Source organism: Solirubrum puertoriconensis (assembly GCF_001483135.1).
GTDB classification, from domain to species: Bacteria; Bacteroidota; Bacteroidia; order Cytophagales; family Hymenobacteraceae; genus Solirubrum; species Solirubrum puertoriconensis.
The window spans coordinates 140,722-161,848 of the sequence record NZ_LNAL01000008.1; the positions used below are offsets into that span (position 1 = coordinate 140,722).

The 21,127-nt window shown below is 58.9% G+C and carries 18 protein-coding genes; 6 read left to right on the plus strand and 12 right to left on the minus strand.

Annotated elements, in window-relative coordinates:
• Positions 1-40 precede the first annotated feature (40 nt).
• From ASU33_RS14740 to ASU33_RS14760, 5 genes are all read right to left on the minus strand, one after another.
• Positions 41-610: a Crp/Fnr family transcriptional regulator gene (locus tag ASU33_RS14740; protein ID WP_059071626.1), complete on the minus strand. Its 570-nt coding sequence runs from the start codon at positions 608-610 to the stop codon at positions 41-43.
• A gap of 63 nt (positions 611-673) precedes the next feature.
• Complete coding sequence (locus tag ASU33_RS14745) at positions 674-3,580, minus strand: DEAD/DEAH box helicase (protein WP_059071627.1); 2,907 nt, start codon at positions 3,578-3,580, stop codon at positions 674-676.
• 203 nt (positions 3,581-3,783) lie between these two features.
• Positions 3,784-5,013 carry an ABC transporter permease gene (locus tag ASU33_RS14750; protein WP_059072727.1) on the minus strand — a complete coding sequence of 410 codons (1,230 nt, stop codon included), beginning with the start codon at positions 5,011-5,013 and terminating at the stop codon, positions 3,784-3,786.
• Between the two features lie 80 nt (positions 5,014-5,093).
• Complete coding sequence (locus ASU33_RS14755) at positions 5,094-5,903, minus strand: class I SAM-dependent methyltransferase (RefSeq protein WP_059071628.1); 810 nt, start codon at positions 5,901-5,903, stop codon at positions 5,094-5,096.
• A 100-nt stretch (positions 5,904-6,003) separates the two neighbouring features.
• Positions 6,004-6,420 carry a ribosome-binding factor A gene (locus tag ASU33_RS14760; RefSeq protein ID WP_059071629.1) on the minus strand — a complete coding sequence of 139 codons (417 nt, stop codon included), beginning with the start codon at positions 6,418-6,420 and terminating at the stop codon, positions 6,004-6,006.
• Positions 6,421-6,677: 257 nt separating this feature from the next.
• Between ASU33_RS14760 and ASU33_RS14765 the strand changes: the two genes are divergently transcribed.
• Positions 6,678-8,099, plus strand: coding sequence for a hypothetical protein (locus ASU33_RS14765; RefSeq protein ID WP_149867245.1), 1,422 nt, complete (start codon positions 6,678-6,680; stop codon positions 8,097-8,099).
• 89 nt (positions 8,100-8,188) lie between these two features.
• Here the strand turns inward: ASU33_RS14765 and rpiB are convergent, their stop codons facing one another.
• The 3 genes from rpiB to glyA all read right to left on the minus strand — a co-directional run bounded on the left by rpiB (position 8,189) and on the right by glyA (position 11,017).
• The gene (gene rpiB / locus ASU33_RS14770; protein ID WP_059072728.1) at positions 8,189-8,623 is read right to left on the minus strand and encodes a ribose 5-phosphate isomerase B; all 435 of its coding nucleotides are present in this window, start codon (positions 8,621-8,623) and stop codon (positions 8,189-8,191) included.
• A 92-nt stretch (positions 8,624-8,715) separates the two neighbouring features.
• The gene (gene tatC / locus ASU33_RS14775; protein WP_350308181.1) at positions 8,716-9,591 is read right to left on the minus strand and encodes a twin-arginine translocase subunit TatC; all 876 of its coding nucleotides are present in this window, start codon (positions 9,589-9,591) and stop codon (positions 8,716-8,718) included.
• A 130-nt stretch (positions 9,592-9,721) separates the two neighbouring features.
• Positions 9,722-11,017, minus strand: coding sequence for a serine hydroxymethyltransferase (gene glyA / locus ASU33_RS14780; RefSeq protein ID WP_059071631.1), 1,296 nt, complete (start codon positions 11,015-11,017; stop codon positions 9,722-9,724).
• Positions 11,018-11,244: 227 nt separating this feature from the next.
• Here glyA and ASU33_RS14785 point away from each other — a divergent pair, with 227 nt between their 5' ends.
• Positions 11,245-12,534 carry a tetratricopeptide repeat protein gene (locus ASU33_RS14785; protein WP_149867246.1) on the plus strand — a complete coding sequence of 430 codons (1,290 nt, stop codon included), beginning with the start codon at positions 11,245-11,247 and terminating at the stop codon, positions 12,532-12,534.
• A gap of 55 nt (positions 12,535-12,589) precedes the next feature.
• Here ASU33_RS14785 and ASU33_RS14790 read toward each other — a convergent pair whose 3' ends face one another.
• From ASU33_RS14790 to ASU33_RS14805, 4 genes are all read right to left on the minus strand, one after another.
• Complete coding sequence (locus tag ASU33_RS14790; protein WP_160328208.1) at positions 12,590-15,169, minus strand: T9SS type A sorting domain-containing protein; 2,580 nt, start codon at positions 15,167-15,169, stop codon at positions 12,590-12,592.
• A gap of 547 nt (positions 15,170-15,716) precedes the next feature.
• Complete coding sequence (locus ASU33_RS14795; protein WP_059071634.1) at positions 15,717-16,421, minus strand: metallophosphoesterase family protein; 705 nt, start codon at positions 16,419-16,421, stop codon at positions 15,717-15,719.
• A gap of 102 nt (positions 16,422-16,523) precedes the next feature.
• Positions 16,524-16,748 (minus strand): hypothetical protein, encoded by a 225-nt coding sequence (locus ASU33_RS14800; protein ID WP_059071635.1) that lies wholly within the window; start codon positions 16,746-16,748, stop codon positions 16,524-16,526.
• Between the two features lie 61 nt (positions 16,749-16,809).
• Entirely contained in the window at positions 16,810-17,391 is a 582-nt protein-coding gene (locus ASU33_RS14805; protein ID WP_059071636.1) for a hypothetical protein, read from the minus strand.
• Between the two features lie 145 nt (positions 17,392-17,536).
• On the opposite strand from ASU33_RS14805, the gene ASU33_RS14810 reads away from it, so the two are divergent.
• From ASU33_RS14810 to ASU33_RS14825, 4 genes are all read left to right on the plus strand, one after another.
• On the plus strand, positions 17,537-17,794 hold the full coding sequence (locus ASU33_RS14810) for a 4a-hydroxytetrahydrobiopterin dehydratase (protein ID WP_059071637.1): 258 nt from the start codon (positions 17,537-17,539) through the stop codon (positions 17,792-17,794).
• A gap of 83 nt (positions 17,795-17,877) precedes the next feature.
• On the plus strand, positions 17,878-18,576 hold the full coding sequence (gene rsmI, locus ASU33_RS14815; RefSeq protein WP_059071638.1) for a 16S rRNA (cytidine(1402)-2'-O)-methyltransferase: 699 nt from the start codon (positions 17,878-17,880) through the stop codon (positions 18,574-18,576).
• Between the two features lie 31 nt (positions 18,577-18,607).
• Positions 18,608-20,185: an apolipoprotein N-acyltransferase gene (gene lnt / locus ASU33_RS14820; RefSeq protein ID WP_286130577.1), complete on the plus strand. Its 1,578-nt coding sequence runs from the start codon at positions 18,608-18,610 to the stop codon at positions 20,183-20,185.
• Between the two features lie 65 nt (positions 20,186-20,250).
• Positions 20,251-21,051, plus strand: a complete 801-nt coding sequence (locus ASU33_RS14825; RefSeq protein WP_059071640.1) for an inositol monophosphatase family protein — start codon at positions 20,251-20,253, stop codon at positions 21,049-21,051.
• Positions 21,052-21,127 lie beyond the last annotated feature (76 nt).

Below are 21,127 nucleotides of genomic sequence, written 5' to 3' on the forward strand. Positions count from 1 at the left end.
GCCCACGCGGCTCAGCAAAACTCTTGGTTTGCACCAAGATTTAGACCGGCAGCTGGTTCAGCAGCTTGCTGAAGTTGGTAGCATCCATGCCTAGGTACGAGGCCAGGTGTTTGTGCGGTACCGCGTTGAGCAGGTGCGGGCTGCGCCGCAAAAACAGCTGAAACCGCTCGGCCATGGAGCAGGTAAGCAGCTCCGTTTGGCGGTGCAGCACGCCCACCAGTATCTGCTCGGTGAGCTTGCGCATCAGCCGCTCCGCCGCCGGCGACTCGAGCATGAGCTGCTCCATTTTGTCGTAGGGCAAGCGCAGCAAGCGGCTCGGCGTGATGCACTCCAGGAAGTGCGGCGAGGGCTGCCGCACCAGCACCGATTCCGGAATGCCCGTGAACGACGGCGGGTAGGTGAAAGCCAGGGTGTACTCCTTGCCGTCGCGCAGGTGGTAGCTGCGCTGTATGCCCTCGAGCACGAAGTACAAGTACCGCCCCACTTCGCCGGCCCGCGTGATGAACTCGCGCCGGCCGAAGTGCACCTCCTGCCACAGCGGTAATATGCGCCCTAGGTCGGCATCGGGCACGGGGTAGATGCGGCGCAGGAAATCGGCAAATGGCTCCATAACAAAGCAGCTCCTGCATATGCTAGGAGCTGCGCTAAAACTAGTCTACTGGCTAGGCACTTGCTACCCTAGTAGCTCCTCAATATCCTCCTTGGTGAGGCTCTTGATGATGGCCTCGTCGGTGGTTATCAGGTCCGACACCAGCTGAATCTTGCGGTTTTGCAGGGCCAGGATTTTCTCCTCCACCGTGCCCTTGGTGATGAACTTGTAGGTAAACACCGTGCGCTCCTGCCCAATGCGGTGGGCGCGGTCGACGGCCTGAGCTTCCACGGCCGGGTTCCACCACGGGTCGAGAATGAACACGTAGTCGGCGGCGGTGAGGTTGAGGCCTACGCCCCCGGCTTTCAGGCTGATAAGGAACACGCGCAGATCGTCGGTTTCCTGAAACCGGGCTACTTCCTTATGCCGGTCGCGGGTATTGCCGTCGAGGTAGGCGTACTCAATCTGCTTCTCATCAAGCACGTGGCGCACCAGCTCCAGGTGCTTCACAAACTGGCTAAACACCAGCACTTTGTGCCCTTCCGATACCACGCCGCGAATCATGCGCACCACCTCGCGCAACTTGCCCGATTCGGCCTCGTAGGTTTCGTCGGCCATGCGGGGGTGGTTGGCAATCTGGCGGAGCTTGGTAAGGCCCTGCAGCAGCATAAACTGGGTGCTGGCGGTGCCGTGCTCCTCAATGCTCTGCAGAATCTTGTTGCGGTAGTAGCTCTTGGTTTCCTCGTAGCACTGCTGCTGCTCTTCCGTCATGCGGCAGTAGCTTAGGTGCTCGATCTTTTCGGGCAGCTCGGTGGCCACCTGCGCCTTGTGCCGGCGCAGGATAAACGGCTTAATGAGCGTGTGCAGGCGCCGGGTTTTGAGCTCGTCTTTCTCCTTCTCAATCGGCTTCAGGAACTCCTTGCGGAAGAACGCCTGAGAACCTAGGAGGCCCGGGTTGATAAACGACATCTGTGACCACAAATCCATGGTGCTGTTCTCCACGGGCGTGCCCGTGAGGATCAGCCGGTGGCGCGAGTGCAGGTGCCGCACCGCCTGCGAGGTGGTGGAGCTGGGGTTCTTGATAGCCTGCGACTCGTCGAGGATGACGTAGTCGAACTTGTAGGTTTTGAGCAGTTCCGCATCGAGGCGCACGATGCCGTACGACGTCAGGATGAGGTCGTAGTCGGCAAACTGCTCCACGTTTTTGTCGCGGTAGGTACCGGTGTAAGTCAGCACGCGCAGGCCCGGCGTAAACTTCTGGGCTTCGTTCAGCCAGTTGTACACCAGCGAGGTAGGCATTACCAGCAACGAGGCCGCGCCGCCGGCCGCACCGCTTTCCTTGCGCTGCAGCAGCATGGCCAAGGTTTGCACGGTTTTACCTAGGCCCATGTCGTCGGCCAGGCAGCCGCCGAAGTGGTAGTCCTGCACAAAGTGCAACCAGTTGTAGCCGGCTTGCTGATAAGGGCGTAGCATGCCGTTGAAGCCGGCGGGCAGCGGGCGGTCTTCCACAGCCTCAAAGCCACGCAGGCGCTCCAGCTTACGCGACATGGTTACGGTGGCGAGGTTGCCGTTCTCCAGGTCCGAAACCAGCGCTACGTGGTGCTTTTTGAGCGTGAGCGAGTGGTGGTGCTCCTCGGAGAAGGCAAACAGCTCGAGGTACTGCGTAAACCACTCCTCCGGAATGATGGCAATTTGGCCGTTGGGCAGCTTAAACTCGTGGCGCTTCTGCAGAATGTAGGGCCGCAGCTTCACGAAGGGTATTTCGAACTCGCCGAAACGCACCGTGCCGTGAATATCGAACCAGTCGTTGGTCTCGGTGATGCCTACGTTCACCGTTACCGTGCCGATGAAGTAATCCTTGCCCGAGGTGCTGCCCTGCTGCACCGTGAAACCTAGGCGCGCCAACTCCTCGGCGTGCGAGTGCAGCCACTTAAAGGCGGTGGCTTTTTCGAGCACGGCGCGGCCGTTGCGCACCTCCAAGGCACGGTCTTGCAGCTCCCGGATGAAATTCTGCTCGTTTTCCAGGTCGCGAATAAGGCGGTGGAACACGTACGAGTCGGAGGTCTTCTCCAGCTTCACGCTCACACGCTTATCGTGGTTGCGCACGATATGGTCGCCGTACTGGAAGGCAATGTCGAAATGAATCTGCTCGGCGTTGGGGTCCGTGTCGTACATCGTAGCGCCATGCCCCGGTACATCCGAAAAGATGAGGTGCGGCTTGGCCTGGTAGCGCTCCGAGCGAATATCGAACCCGCGGGCATGCACATCAAAGGACTCTACCAAGGGCGCTACAAAGCGCTGGTAGTAGCTGTCTTCTACTTGCCTAGGTATGACGATGAACTTCTTATTCAGGAAAGGCTGCAGCTTCTTGCCGTCAACCTCGTTGCGGAAGTTGTGCAGCACACCGTCGAGCAGCATCCAAGCGGGTTGGCAGCACACCATCACGGCATCGCGCTGCTGAAAGTCGAGCTTCTGGCCGCGGTACTGAATGGTGGGGAAGTAATGCGTGTTTTCGGGGTTGCGGCGGAAGTGAAACAGCACCGAAGCCGGCTCGGGCGCTACCGAGATTTCCTTCCAGGTAGGCTCGCCGTCTTTGCCCATGATGAACACCTGCTTGCCGTGCAGGCCATCGAGCAACTGCCCCATGCGCTGCTGAATGTAGTTGCAGATGCGCTCCTGCAGGGCCTTGTCGCCTTTTTCGGGGTCGTAGATCTTCAGGAAGAAGTCGGCCGGGGTGGTTTTCTTTGGCCAAAACTCTTTGATGACGGCGTCTTGCTGAATTTGGTCAGTCAGGGCTATCAGCTCGAAGTCGATAGCGTCGAGGCCATCGGCAAATTCGGCCGCGTTCATGGCCGAAATGTTCTGGTGCTGCAGGGTTAATTGCCCCTTGGCATTACGCTGAACCACGTAGGATTCAAACAGATATCCCAAGTACTCGTGCTCAAAGAGCGAGTACACTATCTGGAAAGGCTGTAAAGTAGAAACCTTCATGGCGACAACGAAAGCAGCGTTGAAAGTAGGAACAAATGCTAAATAGCATATAATTTCAATAATATTGAAATTAATTCTATAAATAGTTATACGCTATAGACCAACAATACTAGTCCAGTAGGCGAACTACCGGCATAGCTCTATTAACAACCCAGAGGTGGGGCCAAAAGTTGGTTTGCCGCGGCCGAAAACGGTCGAGCTGGCTAGAGGTTCTCGCGCAAGTCTATCTGCGGGGCGTTGAGCGCCGGCCTGATCGACACCGTGATGGTGATGAGCACAATGGCCACGCCAACCCACACCACATCGGAGAGCTGCATTTTTACGGGGTAAGCATTTACCACGCTGGTGGCCATGCCCATCGAAACCAACTCGAAGCGCTGTTGCAGCCAGCAAATTGTTACCCCCGTGATTAGGCCGGTAACTGCCCCCACTTGGGCCACAATGGCGCCTTCCATCAGGAAAATGCGCCGAATGGTGTTGGGTGTAGCACCCATGGCCATCAGGATAGCCACGTCCTTCTTCTTGTCGATAACCAGCATCGAGAGCGAGAAGAAGATGTTGAGCGAGGCAATGAGCAGGATAAAGGCGAAGGTGATGAACACGAACATCTTCTCCACCTTAATGGCCTTGAGCAGCGACACGTGCTGCTCGTCGGAGTTGAGTACCTGAAACTGCTCGCCCAGGAGCTGCTTCAGTTCCGTCTGCACCTCATCAATGGAACGGCCGGTTACGTTCACCTCCAAGGAGGTGCGGCGGTTGCCGTACTTGAGCAGGCGCTGGGCAAACTCCAGCGGCACGAAGATGTAACTGTCGTCGACGTGTTGCTCGATGGCAAATACGCCGCCGGCCAATATGGGCTCTTGGTTGAACGCGTTTTCGGGGTTGATGCTGAGCGTGCGCTTGCCCGGCGTGTTGCGCGGGTACAACAGCTGCAAGGGCGAAAAGCGGTTCTCGAGCGCGATGCTGAGCTCGTGCTGCACACCGGCGCCAATTAGGGCGAAGTCTTCGCCGTTGCGGCGCAGGCGGTGGTCGCCGTCAACAATGGCCGAATCGATGTCGCTCTGCCCGTAGTAATTCTCCGACACGCCCTTCATCTTCACCACCATTTGCCGCTCGTGGTAGCGCAGCAGGGCGTTGTCTTCGATAACCTCGGTTACCAACCCCACGCCCGGCACCGTACCTAGGCGCTGCAGCAAAAAGCTATCGACGGCAAAGCTCTTGCCCTGCAAGGCGGTAATCTTCAGGTCGGGGTCGGATTTGCCGTAGAGCGAGCGTACTAGGTCTTCGAGGCCGTTGAATACCGATAGCACAATGATCAGCGCCATCGTTCCCACGGCCACCCCAATCATGGAGATGTTGGAAATGATGCTGATGATGTTGCGCTTTTTCTTCGAGCGGAAGTAGCGCCAGGCTATCAGAAAAGGTACGTTCATGCGGCGGAGCAGGCCCAAACGCGGGCTGTCGGGCTAGTAAAGTAGCCGGCCGGTAGTACGATGAACTACCGGCCGGGTTCTTATTTCCAAGCTTTCACGATCAAACCCGTGCCCGAATCGTGGCGGGAGGTGGTATCCAGCCAGTTCAGCAGCAAGCAGAGCGGGAAGGTAACGAGATAGTAGAAAGGCAGCACTAGGAAGAACAGCTTTGAGGCGCCAAGCAGCAAAATGGGGTACTTCATCGACAAGCGCCACGAAATCTGGCCCGGAATGCCGTAGCTGTACTTGGCCTCGATGCGGTCGAAACCGGCTTTGCGCAGCTTCTGCTGAATCTCGTCGATGTTATACCCGTCGCGCACGTGCTCCTCGATAAAGCTGGCGTCGTCGGCACCGTGCACATCGGAGCCGCCTTGGTCGGAAGGCGTGCTGATGATGAGCATGCCGCCGTCCTTTAGCGAAGTGTGCAGGTTGGTCATTACCTCCACATCTTCCAGAATATGCTCCATCACGTCGATGGCCAGGGCCAGATCGAAGGAATTGGGTTGCTGGTACAGCACGAGGTCTTGCATGGCAAACTGCACGTTGGGCCGCCCAATCTGCCGGAAGAAGTTGTTGGAGTCGTTTACCTGCTCATCCTTTACATCCACAGCCAGAATCTGCCACTTCGGGCTCATGCCCGACAGCCAGTAGGTGTACTGCCCGTAGCCTGCCCCCGCATCGATGATGTTGATGGCCTGGTCGCGGCGGTTCTGGGCCCACTGGCGTAGCTCGCGGTGCACGTGCCAGGTACGGAGCAGCAGCAGGTCGAGCAGGTTGTAAAACAGCCGGCGGAGCCAAGGCGTGCGGTTGAACACGTTGCCAAGCGTCCGCTTAATCGGGTCGTAATGCAAGGGGAGGAAGTATTGGGTACTAAGTACTGGGGTTGCGCAGTGAGAGCAGTTTTGGCGGCAGAATACTGAGTACGCACTACTCAATACCCGTTGCTCACTACTAGTCCTCGTCGGCGAAGAGGCGCGGGCGTTGCGGCTTGTCGTCTTCGTCTTCGGGCGGCGCCGGCGGAATGTTCAGGTCGGACAGGACCTTGTCCATATGCGTGGCATAAGCGGCCGAGTCGTCGAGGAAAAACTGCAGATCGGGGATGACGCGCAATTGGTTGCGCACGCGCTTGGCCAACGCAAGGCGCACCTCCTTGGTGTGCTCCTGAACCGCCGCTACCTGGCTTTTCGGATCGGAGGCCAGCAGCACGCTGAGGTAAATGCGCGCCACGCCTAGGTCGGGGCTTACGCGCACAGCCGTGATGCTGGGCGGCAGGGTGCCGGCGAACAAGTGCGGCAAATCGCGCCGGAACACTTCGGCCAGCTCTTTAGTAAGCAGGCTGGCGAATTTCTGCTGTCGTTTGCTTTCCATAGAATGTGCAAAGGTAAAAGGAGTTTAAGAGTTGGGCAGGTTAGGCGTTTAAGAGTTAGCGAGTTTTTGGGTTACCAAGGTGTGAGGCGGCAGGCACAGGCAAAGCAAAAGCGCATCACCACGAGCCAATACAGAGGCAACGGCGCGGCGCTACCTTTGGGTACGAATTGCGGAGTAGCGTTGATCAGCAGGCCGACGAACTGCCGCCTGCGCACCTAAACTCGTTAACTCCTACCCTCACAAACTCCTGAACTCCCTTGCTTCAGTTTTTTCGAAGTACACTTCCTTCGCGCCTCGTGCTGCTGGTGTTGCTGGCCCTAGGTTTGCGGTTGCCGCTGCTGTGGCTGGGCGAGGTGCCGCTCTCTTTGGCCGAGCTGCGGGGCTGGCTGCTGGGCGAACGGCTGCATGCCGGCGCCGTGCTCTACCGCGACCTGTACGACCACACCGCTCCGCTGGCTGCTGTTTTCTACGGTCTGCTCGATTTGGCCTTACCTCGCTCTTGGGTGCTCTACCGCGTTGCGGCCCTAGGGCTGGTGGTGGTGCAGGCCATACGGCTAAGCGTAGTGTTCAACCGCTACAACGTACACCCCGAGCGCGGCTACTTGGCCGCGCTTACGTACGTGCTGCTCGCCAGCGTTACCACCGACCTCGATGTGCTTTCGCCCTTGCTGATGGGGCAAACCTTTGTGGTATTCTCGCTGAGCGCCCTGCTGCCCACCTCGCGCGAGGGCTACGACAGCAGCCGCCTGTTTCGGGCGGGGTTTCTGCTGGGGCTAGCCGCACTTTGCTACTTGCCGTTGGCTTGGCTGCTGGTGGTGGGGTTGGTTGCGGTCATCAGCTTCGCGGCTAATTCGTTCCGGAGCTTTTTGCTGCTGCTGTGCGGCTTTGCCTTTCCGTACGCTGTAGCGGCTACCTTCTTCCTGTACACCAACTCGTTGCCGAGCTTTCGGCAGTTTCACTTCGAGCCCATGTTTACGGGCGCAGCCATGGCCGATGCCCTGCCCCGCAACCTACAGCTGAGCTTAGCCATTCTGCCGGGCATAGTACTGCTGGCAGCCCTGGCGCGCACGTTCACATCCTCGCTAGGATTGGTGTTTCAGGTGAAGTTTCAGCAGCTCATGCTGGTATGGTTGGCCGTGGCTTTGGTGTTGGGCGCACTGCTGCGTGCTACAGCGCCGGGCATACTGGCGGTAGCCTTGCCCCCGTTGGTGTACTTCGCGCTGTTTTTGTGGCAACGCACGCAGCGCGTGTGGGTGGCCGAAACTATGTTTTTGGTACTGGTGGGCGCGGTGGTGGTAGTGCGCTACCGCACCTTGCTAGGCATCGAGCAATTGCTGCGCCTGCCCAGCGAGGCCAACTACGCCGCTCAGCCCGATAAGCGCTACGCCACTGTGCGGGGGCAAAGCGTGCTGGTGCTTGGCCCAAGCCGCGGGGTGTACGTCGAGAACTCAGCGGGCAGTCCCTACATCGACTGGCGCTTGGCGCAGCGTGATTTTGGCTACCTCAATCAGTACAGCACTATTTTCCGGCTGGCCAACAACTTAGCTTCGCCCCCGCCCTACCTCATCGATGAACTGAACTTGCTGCCGGAGCTGCGCTACAAGCTGCCAAAGGTGTTTGGCCGCTATCAGCCCACCAACACACCTAGGGTGTACAAGCTACCTGCCGCTAAGCGCTGATACGGCCACTACCTGCCCCCATCAACACGAAGGCCGCTGATACTAATCAGCGGCCTTCGTGTTGATGGGGGCAGGTCCTTGTTGCCTGCTTAGCACTCAATCTTGCCCACGCGGTTCTGGTGGCGGCCACCCTCAAAGGCAGTGTTCAGAAACTCGGTGGCAATGGCGCGGGCTTCGTCCTCGGTTACGTAACGGGCCGGCAAGCACAGCACATTGGCGTTATTGTGCTGGCGGGCCAACGAGGCCAGTTCCGGCAACCAGGCAATGGCTGCCCGCACGCCTTGGTGTTTGTTGGCTGTAATGCACACACCGTTGGCCGAGCCGCAGATGAGGATGCCCTGCGGCAACTCGCCCGCAGCTACTGCCGCAGCCAGTGGGTGCGCAAAATCGGGGTAATCGGCCGAGTCGGTGGAGTGGGTGCCAAAGTCACGCACTTCGTAGCCTTGCTCTTCCAGCCAAGGCTTCAGCATTTCCTTGTAGGCAAAACCGGCGTGGTCGGAGCCAATAGCTAATTGCTTATTCATGCGGGTTATGGGTTTAATGCCACTGCTGGCACCTAGGTGAGTCAATGGGCAGCAAAGAAAAAGAGCGGGCCGCAACCCGCTCTTTCTGATATCTACACTTGGCCGTGGTTTTCGGCCAGCTGGGCGTTCAGGCGGTCTACATCCTTGCGCCGCACCACGCGGGCAATGTTGATGCTCAGCTCGTAGAGTAAAATCACCGGAATGGTTACGATAATTTGGGCCGTAACATCGGGCGGGGTGATGACCGCGGCCACAACCAGGATAACTACGATGGCGTGCTTGCGGTACAGGCGCATGACCTCGGGCGTGACGAGCCCGGCTTTGGCCAGGAAAAACACAATCATGGGCAGCTCGAACACGAAGGCGCAGGAAAGCGACATGGTGGTGAGCGTACTGATGTAGCTCTGCAGGTCGATTTGGTTTTCGATGGTGGGGTCGAGCTGGTACGAGGCCAGAAACTGAATGCTCAGCGGCGCCGCGATGTAGTACCCGAACAGCAGGCCCAGCACAAACAGCACCGACACGAAGAACACCGCCCCGCGCGAGTTGGCCCGCTCGTGCGGGTACAACCCCGGACTGATAAACCGCCACAACTCCCAGAACATGTACGGAAACCCCAGGGCCAAGCCCACCACAAACGACGTGCTGATGTGCATGCTCAGCTGCCCGCTCATCTGCCGGTTTTGCAGGTCGAAGGTCAGCTCCTTAAGACACAGATCGGGCGTGTTGAGGCTTTGCCCCAGCTGGCAGAACATGCGGTAGGTCCAGAAATCCGGTCGCGAGGGCCCCAGAATCAGCTCGTGAAATAGGAACTCTTTCGCCAGGAAAGCCCCCAGCGTGAATACCACAACGGCAATGGCGGCCCGGATGATGTGCCAGCGCAGGGCCTCTAGGTGGTCGATAAAAGACATTTCGCCCCCTTCGGCGGCCGCGCGGTTTTGCTGAAATTGTTGGGTTGGGGACTGCAAAGAGTTGATGAGTTAGGAAGTTGGCGAGTTTATGAGTTCAGGCATCCAACCCGTGGTAAGCAGGTAGAGGTACGCGCAAAGCCGGCGAGTAGATTTTCTCCGGCTCCAAAACTCATAAACTGTTCAACTCTTAAACCGAAAAGAGTGGCAAATCGCGCATCATGGCGTTTACCTGCTGGCGCACCTCGCCAATGCGGGTATCGTTGTCGTGGTTCATCAGCACCTGATCGATGAAGTCGACGATGCGAGCCATATCGGCTTCGCGCAAACCGCGGGTGGTTACAGCGGCCGAACCGATGCGCATACCCGAGGTAACAAACGGCGACTTGTCGTCGAAGGGTACCATGTTTTTGTTGATGGTGATATCGGCCTTAATCAGGGTGTTCTCGGCAAGTTTGCCCGTCAACCCCTTCGAGCGCAGGTCAATCAGCATCAGGTGGTTATCGGTGCCGCCCGAAATAATTTTGTAGCCGCGCTCCGTAAAGGCCGAGGCCAGTGCCTGCGCGTTGCGGATTACCTGCTGCGTGTACTCGCCGTAGGCGTCGCTCAAGGCTTCGCCGAAGGCTACCGCTTTGGCACCGATTACGTGCTCGAGCGGACCGCCCTGCGTGCCGGGGAACACGGCACCATCCAGCACCGACGACATCGAGCGGATTTCGCCCTTCGGGGTTTTCAGACCTAGGGGGTTGTCGAAGTCGTGGCCCAGCATGATGAGGCCGCCACGCGGGCCACGCAGGGTTTTGTGCGTGGTAGTGGTTACGATGTGGCAGTGCTCGAAGGGCGAGTTCAGCAAACCCTTGGCAATAAGGCCCGAAGGGTGCGAAATATCGGCCAGTAGCAGCGCACCTACCTCATCGGCGGCTTCGCGCAGGGCCTGGTAGTTCCAGTCGCGCGAGTAGGCCGAGGCCCCGCAGATGATGAGCTTCGGCTGCTCGCGGCGGGCGGTTTCCTTTACCTTTTCCCAATCGATGAGGCCGGTTTCGGGCTCCACGCCGTAGAACGAAGGCTGGTACAGCTTGCCCGAAAAATTTACCGGCGAACCGTGTGTAAGGTGGCCGCCGTGCGAAAGGTCGAAGCCAAGGATTTTGTCGCCGGGCTTCAGAATGCCCAGCATTACGGCGGCGTTGGCCTGCGCACCCGAGTGGGGCTGCACGTTGGCCCACTCCACGCCGAACAATTCTTTCACCCGGTCGATGGCCAGCTGCTCAATCTGATCGACGATTTCGCAGCCGCCGTAGTAGCGCTTGCCGGGCAGGCCCTCGGCGTATTTGTTCGTCAGGATGGAGCCCTGGGCTTGCATCACCTGCTCCGAAACAAAGTTTTCGGAGGCGATAAGCTCCAGCCCGTGCATCTGCCGCTCTTTTTCACGGCGAATCAGATCGAATACAACGGTATCGGGAGCGAGAGTGCGGGTCGTGGTTTCCATTCTTCAAAGGTAAGGCGCGGCTTCTTACCGATGAACAACCCTGCCCCTGGCTTGCGCACAACTACTTGCCCTAGGTGGCGCCTAGGTTTTGGGGTTGCCGGCCAACCAAAGCCAAGCCCGGCCGTTAGGGCAGGTAACCTAGGTTGTGGTACGTGCTTTTTCTTCATCGGCAGCAACGGGTGTAGTTTGCCAATTGTTATTACTTGCTGCCTGAAGCCTTTCGCCCCGTGAGTTACTTTCTGTCGGAACAGCTTGCCCGGTTGCGCACCGGCACCCTCACGCCGCTCACCGATTTCTATGAGCAGCAGCGCGATATATTTAGTCGTTGGGCCCGGCGCCAGTTTGGCACCACGCCCGATTCGGCCCATGCGGTGTTGCGCGAGGTATTGCTTGAGTTCTACGACCAAGCCAACGATGGCCGCCTTAGCCGCTGGCCCACCGACTTACGTGCCCACCTCTACGGGGTAGCGCGGCAAATCCTGACGGCTACCGTAACCAACACAGCGCTGCCGGCCGAAAGCCCCCTGCCCGCTTCCGAAGCCGACCGCCGCCTGTTGGTGCTGCGTACCATGCGCCAGCTGCCCTACGACAGCCAGTTGGTGCTGCAGCAGTTTTACTTCCATGGCTCCAACTTCGAAACGCTGGCCGTAAAACTCGGCTACCCCAATGCCAATGTAGCGCGCCGCCAGAAATCGGACGCGCTGCGCAAGCTCTACGAGGCACTCCAGCGTTTGGGAGCCGTGGGTACCGCCGAGCTGCTGCCTCACCTTACCGAGGTTGAGCGGGCATCTGATGGCCTGATGGCCAGCGCCGAACAAGACGAGTTTGATGCGCAAATGATGCTGGATGCCGAGCTGCGCCAAGCCTGCTTAGCCTACGAACAATACGCCGCCGACCTGCGCTGGGCTGCCGGCCGCGAAACCCTGCGCTTGCGCCTGGAGTCGCTCGATCGGCGGGTGGCGCAACGCATGGCGGCGCAGCAGCGCATTAGCCGGCGGCAGCGCCGCCAGCGGGTACGCTTGGGTGCCATAGCGGGTGCCTTAGCCGTGCTGCTTGGTAGCCTGGTGGTGCTGTGGCCCAAACGCGATACGCCTACCAGGGCCTGGGCTAATTATGATCTGCAGGAGCCTCGCCTACCGGCCACCACTACCGATGGCCGCCCCCTGCTGGAACAAAGCATGAACCTGTACCACAACGGTAGCTACCCAGCTGCCCTGCACACGTTGCGCCGTTTGCCCGCAGGTGCCCTAGGTCAGGATACCTTCTTGTTCTACAATGGCTTACTGCTGCTACGGCAAGAGCAGCCCCAACAAGCCGAAAGCTATTTTCAGCGGGTAAGCGAAATGCCTAACTCGCCCATGGCGGGGCGGGCCACGTTTTACCTAGGGCTAGCCCACTGGCAACAGCAAGAGCTGCCACAAGCCCAGGCAGCCTTGCAGCGCGCCGTTGGTACTGCCCCCAGCCCCCATCGCAATATGGCTCAGCGGGCCCTGCGCGAAGCTGGTTTTCAACAATAAAGCCCGGCGGAACAGCTGCTCCGCCGGGCTTTACGGTTTTGTGCAAGGCTACAACTTACTTGCGCACCACGCGCTGCTGGTAGCGCTGGCCGTTGAGCGTGGCCGTGAGCACGTAGCTACCGGCGCGGCAGTTAGGAGCGGCTTGCAGCTGGTTCAGGCCAGCAGTTACCTCTTGCCTCTTCGCCCACACCACGCGGCCCATCAGGTCGGTGAGCGTGAAAGTGGCTATGCCCGCTGCCGGGGCAGTAAGTTCTACCTCGAAACTGTTGTCGAAAGCCGTGGGGAAGGCAGCCAAAGCCGAACCAGCACCAAACGAAACCACTTGAGGACCATAGAAAGCGACTTTTCCGTCGTGGTCGAGTTGGCGCAGGCGGTAGTAGCGCGTGCCTTGCTTGCCGGGCTCGGTATCTACGTAGCGGTAGTTGCGCGCAGTTGCCGAGTTGCCTTCTGGTGCGGCCACAAAACCTAGCTCGCGGTAGTGCTGCCCATCGGCCGATACCTCCACGGCAAAGCCACGGTTGTTCAGCTCGGTGGCCGTTGCCCAGGTAAGCACGGCGGTTTGCTGCTGGCGGCGGGCGCTAAACGCCGTAAGGCCTACCGGCAACGGCCGCTGAAACGTTGCCAGCGCGTAGTAACCTAGGGCATCGGCTCCGTCGAGGGTGGCAAAATAGCCCGTGGCCGTGGTGCCGCGGCTCGCTACGCCCTTGGGTTGCCACGGCGACGACCCGTTGGCCGAGCGGAAGAAAGCTTGTTCCTCCCAAGGTTGTCCGGCCAGTTCGTGGTTGGCGTACTCAACGCGCATGTTCAGGCGCATGCCGCTGGGCGCCGCGTTGGCCGAGGTCAGATTGAAGTAACGCAGAATGCCGCGGTTGCCGTTGTTGCTGATGGGGGCTGTGCCAGTGATGCGCGTTACGGTAATCGCCGAGCTGGGCACTACCGATCCGCTGGCGGGTGCCAAAGCAAAACCCATGCTGCCAAAATCCTCGGTGCTGCCTTCGCGCAGCGTACGGGCCGCTTCTACGGTGCCCAGCACATAGCTGGTGGTGGTTTCGGCTATGGAGGCCAGCGGCGGCAGAACAATTTTATGCTGCCCCGCAGCCGACGTGTTTTCGTCGGTGGCTACAATGCCTTTGCTGAGCGTAAGCTTGTTGCCGATGATTACGTCGCCGATCAGGGTTTTGGTACCCTGCTCCAGCACCTCGAGGTTGTAGTACGTGCCGCCGCCAATCAACTGGTTGCCGTTGCCGGTAATCTGTACGGCACCTAGGGTCGAGATAAACGCCCCGTAGTTGTAGAGGTTGCCTTTGATATCGAGAATGCCGCCAGTTTGCGTAAAGCGCGACGAGGTGGTAAAATCCTTGTCGAACACCAGCTTACCCGCTGTCAATACCAAGTTGCCCGCAATGGCAAGGTTATTTAGCACAGTGGTGGTACCGCCCGCAACCGACAGCAGTTGGCCGGCAGGCACCGCATGCGAAGCAACCACAACGGTACCGCCGCGCACAAACAGCGAGTTTACCCCGCTCGAGCCGTTGTTTACCACCGTCGAAACCGTGTTGTTGCCGAGCTCGGCGCGCCCCGCTACTACTTCGATAGCCTTAAACGACTGCCCCGAGCTCGACGACGATAGGTTGATGTTCTTGGCTACGTTGTTGGCTACCACGTTGGGCAGGGCCGCGTTCGTACCCCAGCTGAGCGTCATGCCAATGAAGTCGTCGGTGCCGGTGTTTGTCCAGACGCCGCCGTTACCTTCTGCTGCCGTGCCGCCAATTACGTTGCCCGTAATGGTGTTGCTGTTGGAGTTGGTGCCGCCCCTGAAGCTGAGTGCGGTTTGCCCCGTGGCCGGGCGCGTAGCCGCCACTGCCGAGAGGGAGTGGTAAAAGCTGTTGTTGGTAATCGTCCAGGCGTTGTTGTTGGTGCCTACCGACAAGCCAAACGCACTGAAGTTGTCGAACTCGTTGTTGCTGAAGGTAACGTTGTCGTTGGCTGATGCCGCTGACATTGATCCTACATACACCAGATTGGCCGGAACTTCGGTGCTGCTGATGTTGCCAAAATAATTTCCGGTAAAGCTGTTGTTGTCGTTACCGACCGAGCTGGCTCCGCGGCGCAGCTCGACTACTCCCCCATCGGTAATGGTATTGTTGCCGAGCAACCGCACCCCGCTTATGGTGTTGTTGCGGGCATCGTTGGTAAGCACCAAAGCCGGCTCAGCGTCATCGGGAGCATTGTTCATCACAACGCTCAGCTGCTGGCTACCCACGTTGTTGGCACCACTGAGGGTTACGTAGTGTGCCCCGCTCAGCGTAATGGTGCCCTGTATTTGGGTGTTGGCCGCGTTATTATCGGGCTTAATCACGAGCGTTCGGCTCGCTGTACCTACTTTATTGATAAGCACATTCTCGCTCAGGATAGCTCCGTTCACGATGTGCAGCTCGTACGACTGATCGAGGGTAGTGGGTATTTCGGCCAACGCCTCCGTTAGGGTAGCGTACCTACCCTGCCCTACTTTATACACTTTGGGCTGGCCCTGCCCAAGCGCCTGCCCCGGCCCCAACCAGCCCGCCGCCGCTACCAAGAGCATTGCAGGTACTGTGGCCGCGTGCTGAGCAGCCCACCGCGGCAGCTTACTCATAAACGATGGTACACGTTGCTTCATATGCTTTGATTTAGATTTTATCAAGATTTCAGCTTTGTAATCGCGCCGCTTTTTTATTGAACAACTGCAGTTATTCCGGTTGCACAAGCTGGATGTTTACAACTCTTTTGGTAGGCAAAGGCTCAAATCCGCGTTAGGAAGCGCCGCCTCATACAACTCGCTATAACCATAAAAAAGCGTTCTGAGCCGGTCAAACAGAGTAATCAACATAACTTAGTAACCTAAGTTACTATTGGGCGACGTTGATGCAAACAGCTCATCTTTAATTTACTGTAATCATATTAGTACCTCGAGATTATAAAGCATAGTAATTATATAATATTTTAAACAGTATATATGATATGAAGTTATTCTGCTCGCTCAAAGGGCCATAGGTTTTAGTAGCTGCTTTTACCAAATCAGCATTGCTTGCCAGCTCCTTTTTATTTGTAATATTCTTATCAAAACACTAGTACAACTGCATACTCCATAAATAAGCCGCTGCTGTTAGTTATTTAGAAAGTTCTTACCGCTTCGGGTAGGGTTATCGGTGCCCGATGGGGTAAGGGGGTTCCAAGTTTTCCTGGCTCAGCAACTCCCACGTGTCCAAATTAAGCGCTGACAAGTGCCGAAGCTCGGGGTTGTGCCTGTACACGCAGCCGGTATCTAAGCCAATAGTCCCTGCCCGCCGCTTTACCCGCCGCCGTAGCTCCGCGGTTGGAGTGGGTGTGTGGCCGTGGAGCAGGCGCTTGCCCTGCAGGCGCGAAGCATCGAAAGTAAAGTTCTTGATGTTGAGCATACTGCGCTGATCGGTGCGCATGCGCTCGGGCGGCAGCCGAAAGTCGAATCCGGCGTGTACCAGCACAAAATCAGGCAGCTCCAGCGTAAGCGGCAGCGCCTCAAGCCACTGCAAGTAGAGCTCCGGAATATGCTGCGGGTATGTTACCCCAAAGCTGCCTAGGGTTAGTTGGTCGGCCTTTGGGCCGGCCGCCCACGGGGCCAGAGGCCGCGCCTCGCGGGCGGCCTGCAGCACCTCCAGATCGTGGTTGCCCAGCAGGCAGTGCACCTGGTGGCCGGTGCGCTGCAGCTCCATCAGGTAATCGAGCACGCCGCGGCTGTCGGGGCCTTTGTTTACGTAGTCGCCCAGCAGGTATAGCTCGTCGGTGGTGCTGAGGCCAATGCGCTCTTCAACCAAGTGGCGCAGGGTGCGCAGGCAGCCGTGAATATCGGTGGTAGCGTAGCGGGGCATAAGGTTGAGCAGCAGGGAAGCGGAAACAAGACTATACGCACGGGCACAAAAAAGCACCGCCTAGGTGGCGGTGCTTCGTTTTGGCAAAACAGTATGTAAGAACTAGTGGCCGCCGCCGTAGCTGGGCTTGTCTAGGTCGGGTTTGTTGAGGTTGCGGTTGGGATGAGCTTGCGGCGCATCTTTGGCCAGCTGCTCCAAACGCTCCTCGGTTTCGTCGTCGCGGTTGGTAACGGGCAATTGGCCTACAGCGCGCGGCTGGCCTTCGCCGGCCGGATCACCGTGGTTTTCTTTCGATTGCTTGTTGGTGTTATTGCTCTTGTAAGGCATGACTTTCTGAGGTTTAAACGTGATACTCCTAGGTTCTCAGTAGCCCGGCACTGCCAGAGAGTTAGAACCCTTTGGCAATGCCCGACTCCTGCGCGTCGGGGTCAGTGAGGTCGGCGTTGGTATCGGGCCGAGCATCTTCAGCCTTCATGTTGTAGTCGATGGCAGCGCCGCGGCGAGCATCGTTGCCGGAGGCTACGTCGGAGCCGGATTCATCTTCGCCGGCATCGTTGCGGCGGTCTACGCTGTCAAAATCGTCTTCGTCGGTCAGGTCTTCGTCGGCGTTGCGGGCCCGCATGGTGTCGCCTTCGGTCTCGCTTACCGGGTCGGGCAAGCGGCGCGGGTCGAGCATGTCGGGCGTAGGCATGTCCTCGTTGGGTACTACGGGGCGGCCTTCGTCGTCGGAGCGCATATTGTCGGCCGGGTGGCCGGGCTTGTCGGCGTCTTCGTTGACGGAAACCGAGGTAATGCCGTCCGACGAATCGGTGCCGAAGCCCTGCTTGCCGTCGCGGTTGCCGAAGCCGCCGCGGGCGTTTTCGTTTTTGGGCGGATCGGCGCCCGGAATTATATGTCCAGCGTTTAGTTCTTCGTCGGTCGTATCGTTAGGTACTTCCCGAATCGGCCGGTTTTTTGGATCAATAGCCATGGAAGTTGGGTGCGGTGTTTTGGAAGAGAAGGTTCTTGCGGAGGTTTACTGTGCGGGGCCGGTTTGGGTTGCCGTTCGGCCGAAGCTGTGTATGTTGGCAAGGCCCACCGGCTTGCACAACGTTTTACCGACCACCTCAACCATTATGTGGACCGAAACCGACAACTCGCTACGCTGCACCTTCCGCTTCAAGGATTTTCAAACGGCGTTCAGCTTCATGACCGACGTAGCCGAAGAAGCCGAACACCAGGACCACCACCCGTGGTGGGCCAACGAGTGGAACACCGTGGAGTTTCGGTTGCGCACCCACGACGCAGGCAACACCGTATCGAAGCGCGACCACCGCTTAGCCGAGGCCATCGATAAGATTGCGGCCGAATACGGTGGCGAGGCGGTAGCCTAGGTGCAGTTGTTTGTACCGAACGGCGCAGCTAAATCCACGTAATCCGTCGAAACCGAAAATTTCGTGGTTTAGCTTTGCTGCCCATGCAAGACAATACGCCCGAACCCGCCGCGCTTACCATCGTGCCCACGCCTATTGGCAACCTCGAGGACATTACCCTCCGGGCCATTCGGGTGCTGGGCGAAGTGGATGTGGTGCTGGCCGAAGATACCCGCACCAGTGGCCGCCTGCTGCAGCACCTAGGGCTGAAAAAGCCCATGCAGAGCTACCACCTGCACAACGAGCACAAAGTAGTAGCAGGCCTGCTCGAGCGCCTCAAAAAGGGCGAGCGAATGGCGTTGGTATCGGATGCGGGCACGCCGGGCATCTCGGACCCCGGCTTTTTGCTCGTGCGCGAGTGCTTGGCCAAGGGCCTGAAAGTAGAGTGTTTGCCCGGTGCCACGGCGTTTGTGCCCGCGCTGCTGAAATCGGGCTTCGGGGCCGAGCGGTTTACGTTTGAGGGCTTTTTGCCCGTAAAAAAAGGGCGCCAAACCCGCCTGCGCGAACTTGCCGAGGAGCGTCGAACGTTAATCTTCTACGAGTCGCCGCACCGTGTGGTGAAAACGCTCGAGCAGTTGGCCGAGGTATTCGGCCCCGAGCGGCCCGCCTCGGTAAGCCGCGAACTAACTAAGTTGTACGAAGAGACCGTGACGGACACGCTGGCCAATTTGGCCCGGGTGTTTGGCGCGCGTCCGGCTATCAAAGGAGAAATTGTCATTGTCGTTCAAGGACTTCGCGAATAAACCCTGGCTGCTGGTTCTGCTAGGGCCTCTGTTGCTGTGGGTTGGTTGGCCGGTGCACCCGGCACCCGCCCCGCTGCTACTGTTGGTTGGTTTGGTACCGCTGCTACGCCTCGAGCAGGTGCTGCGGACGCAAGGCGCCCGCACCGGCCGTTTTTGGTGGCTTAGCTACCTGTTTCTGCTGCTCTGGAATGTGCTCACCACCTACTGGGTGGCCTACAGCACCTTAGGCGGCGGCATTGCGGCCAACATCCTGAACGCGGCTCTGCAAAGCCTGCCGCTGCTGGCCTTCTGGCATACGCGTCGCCGGCTAGGCCCGGTGCTGGGCTACCTAGGGTTTGTGGTGTATTGGCTGGCCTTCGAGCAGCTGCACCTTACCTGGGACCTCTCGTGGCCCTGGCTGACGCTCGGCAACGGTTTTGCCATGGTACCCAGCTGGGTGCAGTGGTACGAGTACACCGGACAGCTCGGCGGCTCGCTGTGGGTGCTGCTGGCCAACCTGGCGGTGTTCTGGGTGCTGTTTGGCCGCCAAGAGCTGGGAGCACCTAGGGTGCTGGGCATGCGCTGGCGGCCTTGGCTAGCGGCTTTTGCCGCGTTGGTGGTGCCGCTGCTGGTGTCGTTTGCCATTGACGCCCGTTGGCAGGAGAAAGGCCCAGCGGCCGAGGTGGTGGTGGTACAACCCAACATCGATCCGTTTCAGGAGAAGTTTGCCGGTGGCGCCAACTACATTCCGCCCGCTCAGCAGCTGCAGCGCTTGGTGTCGCTCACCGAATCGGCCCTGACGCCGCAAACCAAGTTGGTGCTCTGGCCCGAAACGGCGCTGGAAGAAACCCACTGGGAAAACCAGCTGGCCCAGCAGCCCGATGTGCAGCGCGTGCAGAGCTTGGTAGCTGCGCACCCCGGTATGCGCCTGATTACCGGCATTACCTCCGTCAGTTCCTACGCCTCGAAAGAGGTAGCCAGCCCCACGGCCCGCTTCCGCGACGACCTCGGCTACTACGATGTGTTTAACGCGGCCCTGCACGTAAGCAGCCCCACCGGGCCGCTGCAGGTGTACCACAAATCGAAGCTGGTGCCCGGCGTGGAGAAAGTGCCCGGCTGGCTCAACTCGGCCCTAGGTACCATCGACCTAGGCGGCGTAGTTGGCTCGTACGGCTCGCAGGAGCAGCGCACGGTGTTTCGCTCGTTTAGCCCCACCGCCGACAGTTCGCTGCGCGTGGCACCGGTCATCTGCTACGAATCGGTGTATTCCGACTACGTGAGCGAGTACGTGCGGCGTGGGGCCACGCTTATCGGCATCATCACCAACGACGGCTGGTGGAGCGACTCGCCCGGCTACAAGCAGCACCTTACCTACGGCCGCCTGCGCGCCATCGAAACCCGCCGCGACATTGCCCGCTCGGCCAATACCGGCATTTCGGGCTTCATCAACCAGCGCGGAGATATTGTGCAGCAAACCGATTGGTGGGTGCCCGCCGTGAGCCGCTACACCGTGCACCTCAACGACGAGCTTACCTTTTACACCCGCCACGGCGAGCTGCTGGGCCACGCTGTGCAGGCCGTAGCCGTGCTGCTGCTCGGCTTTGTGGTTGTTCGGCGTTTTATAAAGTAGGTGCGCCCAAGCTCCACTCCTCAGATGAAGAGGGGAGTTTCGTTGTTCAATCCGTTCCTTATTCCATGACTCCAGATTTCAACCAACTAAGCCTTCAAGTAGCCGATGTAGCCCGCCGGGCCGGGCAGTTTATTCGCCAAGAGGCGGCCAACTTCGACCGTGGCCGTGTGGAAAACAAGGGCCTACACAACCTGGTATCGTACGTCGATGAGGAATCGGAGCGGATGGTAGTAGCGGGGCTGCGCGAGCTGTTGCCCGAGGCTGGTTTTATTACCGAAGAAGGCACGGCTGGCGAAGCCACGCGTCAGGAGTACACCTGGATTATCGATCCGCTCGATGGCACCACCAATTTCATCCACGGCTTGCCGTGCTACTCGGTGAGCATTGCGCTGCTGCACGGCCAGGAGCTGGCAATTGGCGTGGTGTACGAAGTCAACCTCGACGAATGCTTTCGGGCGGTGCGCGGCGGCGGCGCTTTCTGCAACGATACGCCCATTTGGGTGTCGTCCGCGCCCGACCTCAACCATTCGTTGGTGGCTACAGGCTTCCCGTACAGCAACTTCAACCGCATCGATATTTACTTGCCTATTCTCAAGGAGTTTATGCGCCGCACCAACGGCGTGCGCCGCGTGGGCTCGGCGGCCGTCGATTTGGCGTGGGTGGCCGCTGGCCGCTTCGAGGGGTATTTCGAGTTCAACATCAACTCCTACGACGTAGCCGCCGGCATTTTACTGGTGCGCGAAGCAGGCGGGCAGGTAACCCAGTTCCTCATCGACGGCGACCCGATTTTCAATCGCGAGATATTGGCTACCAACGGCCGCGTGCACCGCGAAATGCAAGGGGTAATAGCCGAGCACTGGCAGTAGATAGCAAGCAGTGGCAGAATAAACTTCCCTCCTCAGCGGAAGAGGGGATGTTCACTCGCAACTTTTTACCTGCCAC

Coding starts and splice junctions, on each gene's coding strand:
- ASU33_RS14740 (WP_059071626.1), bottom strand. CDS start 610: ATGGAGCCATTTGCCGATTTCCTGCGCCGCATCTACCCCGTGCCCGAT.
- ASU33_RS14745 (WP_059071627.1), bottom strand. CDS start 3,580: ATGAAGGTTTCTACTTTACAGCCTTTCCAGATAGTGTACTCGCTCTTT.
- ASU33_RS14750 (WP_059072727.1), bottom strand. CDS start 5,013: ATGAACGTACCTTTTCTGATAGCCTGGCGCTACTTCCGCTCGAAGAAA.
- ASU33_RS14760 (WP_059071629.1), bottom strand. CDS start 6,420: ATGGAAAGCAAACGACAGCAGAAATTCGCCAGCCTGCTTACTAAAGAG.
- rpiB (WP_059072728.1), bottom strand. CDS start 8,623: ATGAATAAGCAATTAGCTATTGGCTCCGACCACGCCGGTTTTGCCTAC.
- glyA (WP_059071631.1), bottom strand. CDS start 11,017: ATGGAAACCACGACCCGCACTCTCGCTCCCGATACCGTTGTATTCGAT.
- ASU33_RS14790 (WP_160328208.1), bottom strand. CDS start 15,169: ATGAGTAAGCTGCCGCGGTGGGCTGCTCAGCACGCGGCCACAGTACCT.
- ASU33_RS14795 (WP_059071634.1), bottom strand. CDS start 16,421: ATGCCCCGCTACGCTACCACCGATATTCACGGCTGCCTGCGCACCCTG.
- ASU33_RS14800 (WP_059071635.1), bottom strand. CDS start 16,748: ATGCCTTACAAGAGCAATAACACCAACAAGCAATCGAAAGAAAACCAC.
- ASU33_RS14805 (WP_059071636.1), bottom strand. CDS start 17,391: ATGGCTATTGATCCAAAAAACCGGCCGATTCGGGAAGTACCTAACGAT.
- ASU33_RS14810 (WP_059071637.1), top strand. CDS start 17,537: ATGTGGACCGAAACCGACAACTCGCTACGCTGCACCTTCCGCTTCAAG.
- rsmI (WP_059071638.1), top strand. CDS start 17,878: ATGCAAGACAATACGCCCGAACCCGCCGCGCTTACCATCGTGCCCACG.
- ASU33_RS14825 (WP_059071640.1), top strand. CDS start 20,251: ATGACTCCAGATTTCAACCAACTAAGCCTTCAAGTAGCCGATGTAGCC.